We start from the raw sequence: 9,574 nt of genomic DNA on the forward strand, positions 1-9,574 counted from the left end.
CTGGTGTCGGCAGGCACCCTCGCCGCCGTCTACGCGGTGGCGGGCGCGCTCGTGGCCCGGACGCTGCGTCGCCCACGCCGGGCACGCACCTGGTGGCGGTGGATCGCCGGAGCCGCCGCCCTGGGGGCCGGGCTCGGCGCCTTGGTCACCTGGTGGCTCGGAGACGTCGAGGACGTCCTCGACGTCTCGCCCACCTGGGTCGACCGACTCTGGGTCGGGGCCCTGCTGGCGGTCGTCGGCACGGCCGTGGTCGCCCTGGTCCGCGGAGGCGCCGGCCGCCGGGTCCTCGCCGCGTCGACGGTCGTCGTGATGGCCCTCGCCACGGGACTCGCGATCAACCGGGACGGCGGGCTCTTCCCGACCGTGGGCGCGTTGCTCGGCATCTCGGACGTCCCGGCGCTCGTCGTCCCGGCCGCGCAGACGGCGGCGGTGCGGGCCGGCCGGACGTCGACCCCGGCCGCCCTCGACCTGGGTCGCACCTGGCGCGCGCCCGCCGACCTGCCGTCGCGAGGACGGCTCGGCAGCGTCGCCATCCCGGCGACCGTGTCCCACTTCGACGCGCGGGACGCCCTCGTCTACCTGCCGCCCGCCGCCCTCGTGGCCGATCCGCCGCCCCTGCCCGTCGACGTGGTCCTGTCCGGACAGGGCCCGGGTGCCGCCCCCGAGAACCTCGTCGACGCCGGCCGGATGGTCGAGACGCTCGACACCTTCGCCCGCGCGCACGACGGCCTCGCGCCGATCGTCGTCATGCCCGACCAGCTCGAGCGACCGACGAACAACCCGATGTGCGTCGACGGGCCGCTCGGACACAGCGAGACCTACCTGACGGTCGACGTGCCCCGCTGGATCATGAGCCATCTCTCGGTGCAGGCACCCGGCCGGGCGTGGGCGGTGTCGGGCTTCTCGCAGGGCGGCACCTGCTCGCTCCAGCTGGCGGCCAGTCATCCCGAGCTCTTCGCCTCGTTCGTCGACGTCTCGGGGCAGATCGGGCCGCGGCTCGACGGGGGAGCGCGGGCGACGGTGGAGCGCGGCTTCGGCGGCGACCGGGCGGCCTACGCCGCGGCCCAGCCACTCGCCGTGCTGGCCGCACGAGCCCCCTACTCCGACAGCGCCGGGTTCTTCGCGGTCGGCGAGACCGACGCGCGCTACGGGCCCGTGATGCCCGTCGTCTCGGCGGCCGCCCGGGCCGCGGGAATGGACGTCACCCGCGAGGTGGTACCCGGCAGCGGCCACGACTGGGCCACGACGTCCCGTGGGCTCGGCACGGGGACCGCGTGGGCGGCGGCGCGGCTCGGGCTGACGAGGCCGTAGCGGGGCGCGGCGAGGCGACCGTCCGCCGAAGGGGGGACGGCGTCGGTGCCCCACCCGCGCCTCCTCGTGTGAACTCTCTGGCCGAAGCTGGTCACTGGCCGGTTTCGGCCATGGCCCCCACTAGAGGGCCACGGACATTCACAGGTAGTTCTTATGGATCGACCGCGGCCCGGGGCTGCGGCGCACCCCCGACAGCACGCTCCGCACGGCGTGCATCGAAAGGCGATCCGTGATCACACCATCCGGCCGACGCAGGCCGACCGCTCCGCCCCGCACCCGCCTCCGTGGCGGATTCGCCACACTGCTGGCCACCGGCGTCGTCGCCGCGGGCCTCGTCGCGGTGCCGGCCACCGCCTCCTACGCCGCGGACGGCCCGGCCGTCGTGGGCGACAGCCAGTTCGCCGACGGCAAGTACATCGTCACGCTGCGTGAGCCGGCGGCGGCGACCTACGAGGGCGGCCAACCGGGCCTCGCCCGCACCGCCGTGCCCGAGGGCAGCGACCTGGACGCGCAGAGCGCCCCCGTGCAGGACTACGCCGAGCACCTGAAGGGCGTCCAACAGGACGTCGCGGAGGCGGCCGGCGCGACCGTCGAGGCGAGCTACGCCATCACGACGAACGCCTTCACGGCCGACCTCACGGCCGCCCAGGCCGCGAAGCTCGCGAGCGACCCCTTGGTCGCCGCCGTCTCGAAGAACGAGCTGCTCAAGCTGCAGGCGACGCCTTCGACCGAGTTCCTCGGCCTCGGCGACGCCGAGGGGAACGGCGGCGTCTGGGATGCCGTCGGCGGACGCGAGAAGGCCGGCGAGGGAGTCGTCGTCGGCATCATCGACTCGGGCATCGCGGCGGGCAACGCCTCGTTCGCCGGTGACCCCCTGGGGTCCGCCAGCGACACCGAGCCCCACCTCGACGGCGACCGGACGGTCTTCGCCAAGGGCGACGGCGGGACCTTCACCGGCGTGTGCCAGACCGGCGTGCAGTTCGACGCGGGCGACTGCAACACGAAGCTGATCGGTGCGCGCTACTTCGTCGACGGCTTCGGCGTCGGCAACATCGGCACCGAGGAGCAGGGCGAGTACCTGTCACCCCGTGACGGCAACGGCCACGGTTCCCACACGGCGTCGACCGCCGCGGGCAACGCCGACGTCGAGGCCACCATCGGCGACCGCTCGTTCGGCACCGTCTCGGGCGTCGCCCCGGCCGCCAAGATCGCGGCCTACAAGGTCTGCTGGGACGGCCCCGACCGCGTCGCCACCGACGACGACGGCTGCGCCACGCTCGACCTGATCGCCGCCATCGAGGCCGCGGTCACCGACGGCGTCGACGTCATCAACTACTCGATCGGCGGAGGCGGGGCCACGAGCACCTTCTCGGCCACCGACCAGGCGTTCCTCGGCGCGGCTTCGGCCGGCGTCTTCGTGGCGGCCTCGGCCGGCAACGACGGCCCGACCGCGACCACCGCCGACAACGCCGCACCCTGGATCACCACGGTCGCGGCGTCGACGATCCCCAGCTACGGCGCGACCGTGCAGACCGCCGACGGCACCGACTACCTGGGCGGTTCGATCACCGTGCCGACCGGCACGGACGGCCTGACGGGCGACTTCGTCTCGTCGACCGCCGTCGCGGCCGCCGGTGCGGACGCCACCGCGGTGACCCTCTGCGCACCGAACACGCTCGACCCCGCGAAGGCCGCCGGCACGATCGTGCTCTGCGACCGAGGCGTCTACGACCGCACGGCCAAGTCGGCCGAGGTCGAGCGCGCCGGCGGCATCGGCATGGTGCTCGTCAACCCGACGAGCAGCTCGGTCGACCTCGACGAGCACGCCGTGCCCACCGTCCACCTCGACGCGGACGACTACGACGCGATCCACGCGTACGCCGACACCGAGGGCGCCACCGTCACCCTGCTCGACGGCAACCCGGGTGCCCTGCCCGAGCCCGCCACCCCGCAGATCGCCGGCTTCTCGTCGCGCGGTCCGGTGACGGCCGACGGCGGCAACCTGCTCAAGCCCGACATCTCGGCCCCCGGCGTGGCGATCCTCGCCGACGGCGCCAACGCGCAGGGTGAGCCCGGCACGTACGAGTTCCTCTCGGGAACGTCGATGTCGTCCCCGCACATCGCCGGTCTGGCCGCGCTGTACCTCTCGAAGAGCGTGCACCCCGACTGGACCCCCGACGAGGTCAAGTCGGCCATGATGACGACCGCCTACGACCTCGTCGGCGAGGACGGCGCTCCGACCCAGGACGTCTTCGCCCAGGGCGCCGGGCACGTCGACCCGACCGCGTTCCTCGAACCGGGGCTGCTCTACGAGAACGGGCCGGCCGACTGGCAGGCCTACGTCGACTCGATCGACACCGTCGAGGGCACCGACTCGTCGCTCAACCTCGCGTCGATCAGCGTCGGCTCGCTGGCCGGCACCGCGCAGGTCACGCGCACCGTCACCTCGACCGGGGCGGGCACCTACACGGTCGCCCCGATCGAGATGGACGGAGTCACGGCCACGGTCGAACCCTCGACGTTGACGTTCGGCGCCGCGGGCGAGAAGCAGGACTACACGGTCACATTCACCCGCACGACGGCCGCGCTCGACCAGTTCACGACCGGCTACCTCACCTGGTCCGACGGGACCCACGACGTGCGCAGCCCGCTCGCCGTGCGCCCCGTCCAGCTGCAGGCCCCGGCCGAGGTGGCCGGCGAGGGTGCCACGGGTGAGAAGGCGTTCGACGTCACGGCCGGCGACGCTCTCGAGCTGCCGCTCACGACCGAGGGCCTCGCCGCCGGTCAGGTCACGTCCGGTTCGGGCACGGCGGGCGCCGCAGCGGCCGAGACGCCGGTCACGATCGCCGAGGGCACCACCCACGCGCGCTTCGTGCTCGACAGCGCGGACGACACCGCGGACCTCGACCTGCTCCTGTACACGGCCGGCGCCGACGGTGCGCCCGACCAGCTCGCGGCCTCCTCGGCGACGGGTTCGGCCGACGAGCAGATCGACCTCGACGCCCCCGCGGCGGGCGAGTACGTCCTGCTGGTCGACTTCTACAGCGGTGCCGGGCAGCTCGACTACACGCTGACCTCGTACCTGCTCGACCCGGCGACGGCCGTCGGAGGCCTCACGGTCGACCCGGCCACCCTCTCGGCCGGGCTGGGCGAGACGGCGACGCTGACCGCGTCCTGGACGGGCCTGCCTTACGAGCAGACCTTCCTCGGTCGCATCGCGTACGGCGACACCGGGCAGGTCACCTACCTCACGGTCGCCTCGGGCGAAGAGCCCGAGACGCCCACGCCCACCGATCCGGGCCCCGGGCCCGGTCAGCCGGGCCACCCCGGCGGCTGGAGCCTCGGCGACATCCTGCAATGGATCTGGAACGCCCTCGGCGACCTCTTCCACGGCTGGTTCCCGTGGCGCGGCTAGCACCCGCGGCCTGACGGCCTGACCCACCCGGAGGCGGTGGTCACCTTCCCCGCGAAGGCGACCACCGCCTCCTCCCGTCCCCGCACCCGCCGCGGCCCCGCACCCGCCGCGGCCCCGCACCCGCTCCGTCCCGTCCCGTCCCGTCCCGTCCCGTCCCGTTCCGTCCCGTCCCTGCCCCGCCCCGACGCCCGCCCGTCCGTGTCGGCAACTCCTGCCCCGTGCTGCGGCGCGGCTCGCCCGCCCAGGTGTCCCGCCCGCGGTGCGACAGCAGGCAGGAGTTGCCGGCGGTGCGGCGTCCGTGTCGGCAACTCCTGCCCGGTGCTGCGGCGCGGCCCGCCCGCCCAGTGTCCCGGCCCGCGGTGTGCCAGGAGGCAGGAGTTGCCAGCAAGCAAGACACCCGCACCGGGGACGCTCGTCCCCCGTCACGGGCCGGGCGTCCCCCGCAGCGGGTGGCTCGGGGGACCCTCGGCGTCGCCCGTTCCTCGTCCGGGTGATCTGTCCCCCGAATGGTGGACACTGTCAGGACCCCGGCCCTAGTTTGGGTGTCACCCGAGACGTGACGATCCCTGTTCACCCGACCCCGGCGCCGTACCCGAACACGGCGCCGGGGGAGCAGGTCGAGGCGCGCGTCTACCTCACCCGAAAAAGGCACCACCATGCATTCGCTCACCCTCGCGGGGTCTCCCCGTCGCGGGCGGAGGGCCCTGCGCCTGTCCGCCGCGCTGCTCGCCACCCTCGCCCTCGCCGGCACCGCTGCCCTGACAGGCACCGCGGCTCCGGCCCGGGCCGCCGAGATCGACGGTGCCATCACGGACGTGACGGTGACCCCGACCGCGCCGCGACAGGGCACCCAGCTCACCACGACGATCGCCTGGGAGGTGCCGGACGACACCAAGACCGGTGACACCTTCACGCTGACGCTCAGCGAGCACCTGAAGAACCTGCCCACCGACTTCGCGCTCCGCGACCCCGCCACCGGCGCGGTCGTGGCGGACGCCACCGTCGTCGGGACGCGCCCCTCCGTGGTCACGTTCACGATGACCAGCTACGCCGAGAGCCACCTCAACGTCAGTGGCAAGGCCTTCGTCAAGTCCGACTTCGAGGGTCGCACCACCCCCTCGGGTGTCCCCACGCCGTTCACGTCGACCACGAACGACGGCCGCGACTTCACGACCGTGGTCACGCCGACCGGCGTGATGCGCGGCTCGGACGTCGTGACGAAGTTCGGCACCTACACCGCTGCCGACCAGGGCCGCGTCGTGGCCGACGACTTCCTCGTCTGGAGCGTCAACACGCCGATGGGGCCGTTCGACTCGGCGACCGTGAGCGACTCGGTCCCCGCCGGGCAGACGTGGGCCTTCGATTGCGACACCGCGGTGTTCACCGAGATCCGCACCAAGACCGACGGCACCCTCGCCGCTCCGGTCGTCGTGACCCCCGCCTCCTTCGACTGCTCTGCCGCCGGGTACACGGTCTCGTGGGGCGCGCAGACCGGCACCGCGCAGTACCGTGCGGCCGTCGCCGTGAGCCTTCCGGCTCCCACCGGCACCGCCACGGCCCCGCAGACCTTCACGAACCTCGCGACGGCGTCGACCGTCCGGGCCGGTGTCGCTGCCCCCAGCCGGGTCAGCGCCTCCAAGACCCAGGCCTCGGCCGGTGGAACGGGAAGCGGAGACGTCCCCGTCTCCGCTGTGACCATCACCAAGGGTGACGCCGCGGGCAACGCGGCCGACACGGCCGCCGCCGCCGTCGTCCTCTCCGACGGGACCGCCTCGCTGGCCTACCGCGTGACCAACACGGGTGCCGACGCGCTCGCCGACGTCACGGTCTCGGACGAGGTCCTGGCCAACGGCACCGTCGACGGACTCAGCTGCGACTTCTCGCCCCTCGGCGGCCCGTCGACCGGCGTCACGTGGGCCGGGCCGTTCGCGGTCGGAGCCTCCTTCGACTGCACCGCCGCGCTGACGGGCGTCACGACCGGTGACGTCGACCACCACGACGTCGGCACCGTGACGGCCCGTGGCATCGAGTCCGGCGAGGCCGTGTCCGCCTCGAACGCCTGGTTCGCCCGAGTCGCCGCCGCGGCCGGCACGCCCACCACGCCGTCGGCCTCGCCCACGACGAACCCTGCCGCGCTCGCCGCTCCCGTGGCGGGTCCCACCGCCCCGGCCGCATCCGCCCCGGCCGTGTCGACGCCTCGACCCGCCGCCGCAGCCGCGACGACCGGTCTCGCCTTCACCGGAGCCGAGCTGGCCGGCCCGGTCGCGCTGGCCGCCCTGCTCACCCTGCTCGGCGCCGCGCTCGTCGTCACCACCCGTCGCCGCGCGGCCCGCGCAGCGCTGACCGGTGACGCCGACCGCAACCACCGCGGCGAGTAACCGTTCGACGGGGGGTGCCGGGTGCGGCGGACGTCCGGTCCGCCGCATCCGGCACCCCCCGTTCGTCCAACCTGCACATGCCCGAAACAGACGTGGACTAGGTTCGCTACTCGTGACAGAACACAACGGACACACGATGCGCGTCGTCAGCTACAACCTGCGCGAGCACACGGCCAAGGGCGAGATCCGGTCGCTCGCCGAGGACAACGACGCCGACGTGCTCTGCCTGCAAGAGGCCGACACCAAGGACATCCCCGACGAGTTCGGCGAGTTCGCCCTCGCGGCGTCGACGCACAACAACCGTCTCGGGCTCGCGGCCTACTACCGCCGCTCCCGGTTCGAGTTGTTGGGGACGAACGTCTACGCGCTCAAGAAGTCGATGCACGACCGTGTGATGTCGCCGGCGCACGAGCGTCTGCTGGCCATGCACCTGGCCGACCGGCAGAGCGGACGCGACGTGCTGATCGGATCGTTCCACGCCGCCCCGCTCACGGCCACGAACGCCCTGCGCAAGAAGCAGGTCGAGTCGGCGCACCGCCTGATGCGTGCGCTGGCTCCGGGCGTGCCGATGCTGATGGTGGGCGACTTCAACTACCCGTGGTTCCACGGCGGTCTGCGCAAGCACATCGAGCGCGACGGCTTCGTGCTGACCCGCAGCTCGACCCCGACCTACCTGGGCTACAAGTACGTCAAGGGTCACTTCGACTTCGCGACGAGCTACGACCTCAAGATCGAGGACGTCGTCACGCTCCCGGCCGGCGTCAGCGACCACCGGCCGATCCTGGTCCGCGCCCAGGGTCTCTGACCCCGCCGTCCCCGAACAGCGAACGACGGGCCCGGTCACCTCTCGGTGGCCGGGCCCGTCGTCGTGGTGCCGGGGACCGCAGGAGGCGCGGTGCGGCTGACAGCCTCACCGCGCCTCCTCGGGTCACCGCGCCCGGAGGCGCTGCGAACTAGGCGGCGAGGGCGAGCTCGCGGGCCTCGACCGAGGAGGCCTGCACGATCGTGCGGCTCGGCTCGTGACGCCAGCTGCGGCCGGGGATGACCCAGCCGGCGGCGCCGTCGACGACGACGGACGCACCGACGCGCACGGCGGCGGTGACGTCGTCGCGCCAGGCGCGGACGGCGAACTCGGTGCCGCGGTCGTCGACGACGACGAACTCGACGAGGCGGGCGGTGGTCAGGGTGGGCGCGGTCGTGACCGTGCCGGTGATGCTGATGATGTCGTTCATGATGCTCGATTTCGATGTGTGCTCTGTGTTGCGACAGAATCCGTGGCACGAGGCGCCGGGTGGGCGCTCGTGGTCCGCCTGACGGCGGTGGTCGGGCCTGCGGTGACGGTGGCCGGAGAAGTAGGGCAACGATGATCGGTGGTCATCGTGCGCATCCGGCGAACTCGTCTTGCGAGGCTTTTCGGGCGGTGCACCGGTGTGGACTCGGTCGGCACCGCACGGGAGCTCTGTGAGAAGAGAGCCCCAAGCGACTCATGACTGTAACACGCCCGGGGTACGCGCACCAGTGCTTCCTCGGAAGAAGTGACGGGGGTGAGTGGTTGGCTCTACACATGACCACGATCCCCACCATCACCCTGAACAACGGAATCCAGATCCCCCAGCTCGGGTTCGGCGTCTACCAGGTCGACCCGGCCGAGACGAAGGACGCCACCCTCACCGCCTTCGAGGTCGGCTACCGCCACATCGACACCGCCGAGATGTACGGCAACGAGGCGGGCGTCGGCGAGGCGATCGCCGAGAGCGGCATCGACCGCAGCGAGATCTTCGTCACCTCGAAGCTCAACAACGGCTTCCACAAGCGTGACGACGCGCTGAAGGCGTTCGACGGCACGCTCGACGCCCTCAAGCAGGACTACGTCGACCTGTTCCTCATCCACTGGCCGCTGCCCGGCATCGACGTCGACTACGTCGAGACCTGGAAGGCCCTGGAAGAGATCCACGCCAGCGGTCGTGCCAAGTCGATCGGCGTCTCGAACTTCCAGCAGCCCCACCTCGAGCGCATCCTCGACGAGGGTTCGGTCGTCCCCGTCGTCAACCAGATCGAGGTGCACCCGTACCTGACGCAGGACGCGCTGCGCGAGTTCGGCGTCTCGAAGGGCATCCACACCGAGGCCTGGTCGCCCATCGCCCAGGGCGGCGTGCTGAAGGACGAGACGATCACCGAGATCGCCGAGCGCGTCGGCAAGTCGACCGCCCAGGTCACGCTGCGCTGGCACATCCAGCGAGGCGACATCGTCTTCCCCAAGTCGGTGACCCGGTCGCGCGTCGAAGAGAACTTCGACCTGTTCGACTTCGAGCTGACCGACGCCGACGTGGCCGCGATCACCGCCCTCAACAAGGACGAGCGCACCGGCCCGAACCCGGACGAGTTCAACTACATCCCCAGCTGATCCCCTGATCGGCACGGTGTCGCACTGCGGTGCGACGCCGAGGCACCGAGGCCGGGCCCGTACGTC

At 72.5% G+C, this 9,574-nt stretch carries 6 protein-coding genes; 5 read left to right on the forward strand and 1 reads right to left on the reverse strand.

The window, feature by feature from the left end:
• Nucleotides 1-3: 3 nt before the first annotated feature.
• From BIV04_RS05760 to BIV04_RS05775, 4 genes are all read left to right on the forward strand, one after another.
• On the forward strand, nt 4-1,311 hold the full coding sequence (locus tag BIV04_RS05760) for an alpha/beta hydrolase family protein (RefSeq protein ID WP_083396188.1): 1,308 nt from the start codon (nt 4-6) through the stop codon (nt 1,309-1,311).
• Between the two features lie 229 nt (nt 1,312-1,540).
• On the forward strand, nt 1,541-4,726 hold the full coding sequence (locus BIV04_RS05765; RefSeq protein WP_071255095.1) for a S8 family peptidase: 3,186 nt from the start codon (nt 1,541-1,543) through the stop codon (nt 4,724-4,726).
• Between the two features lie 656 nt (nt 4,727-5,382).
• On the forward strand, nt 5,383-7,104 hold the full coding sequence (locus BIV04_RS05770; RefSeq protein WP_071255097.1) for an Ig-like domain-containing protein: 1,722 nt from the start codon (nt 5,383-5,385) through the stop codon (nt 7,102-7,104).
• 112 nt (nt 7,105-7,216) lie between these two features.
• Complete coding sequence (locus BIV04_RS05775; protein WP_326937849.1) at nt 7,217-7,909, forward strand: endonuclease/exonuclease/phosphatase family protein; 693 nt, start codon at nt 7,217-7,219, stop codon at nt 7,907-7,909.
• 148 nt (nt 7,910-8,057) lie between these two features.
• On the opposite strand, the gene BIV04_RS05780 is transcribed toward BIV04_RS05775, so the two are convergent.
• Nucleotides 8,058-8,336 (reverse strand): hypothetical protein, encoded by a 279-nt coding sequence (locus BIV04_RS05780; protein WP_043596376.1) that lies wholly within the window; start codon nt 8,334-8,336, stop codon nt 8,058-8,060.
• Between the two features lie 332 nt (nt 8,337-8,668).
• On the opposite strand from BIV04_RS05780, the gene BIV04_RS05785 reads away from it, so the two are divergent.
• Complete coding sequence (locus BIV04_RS05785; RefSeq protein ID WP_054147010.1) at nt 8,669-9,508, forward strand: aldo/keto reductase; 840 nt, start codon at nt 8,669-8,671, stop codon at nt 9,506-9,508.
• Nucleotides 9,509-9,574: the final 66 nt, after the last annotated feature.

Source organism: Frigoribacterium sp. MCBA15_019 (genome assembly GCF_001864945.1).
In the GTDB taxonomy this organism is placed as follows: Bacteria; Actinomycetota; Actinomycetes; order Actinomycetales; family Microbacteriaceae; genus Frigoribacterium.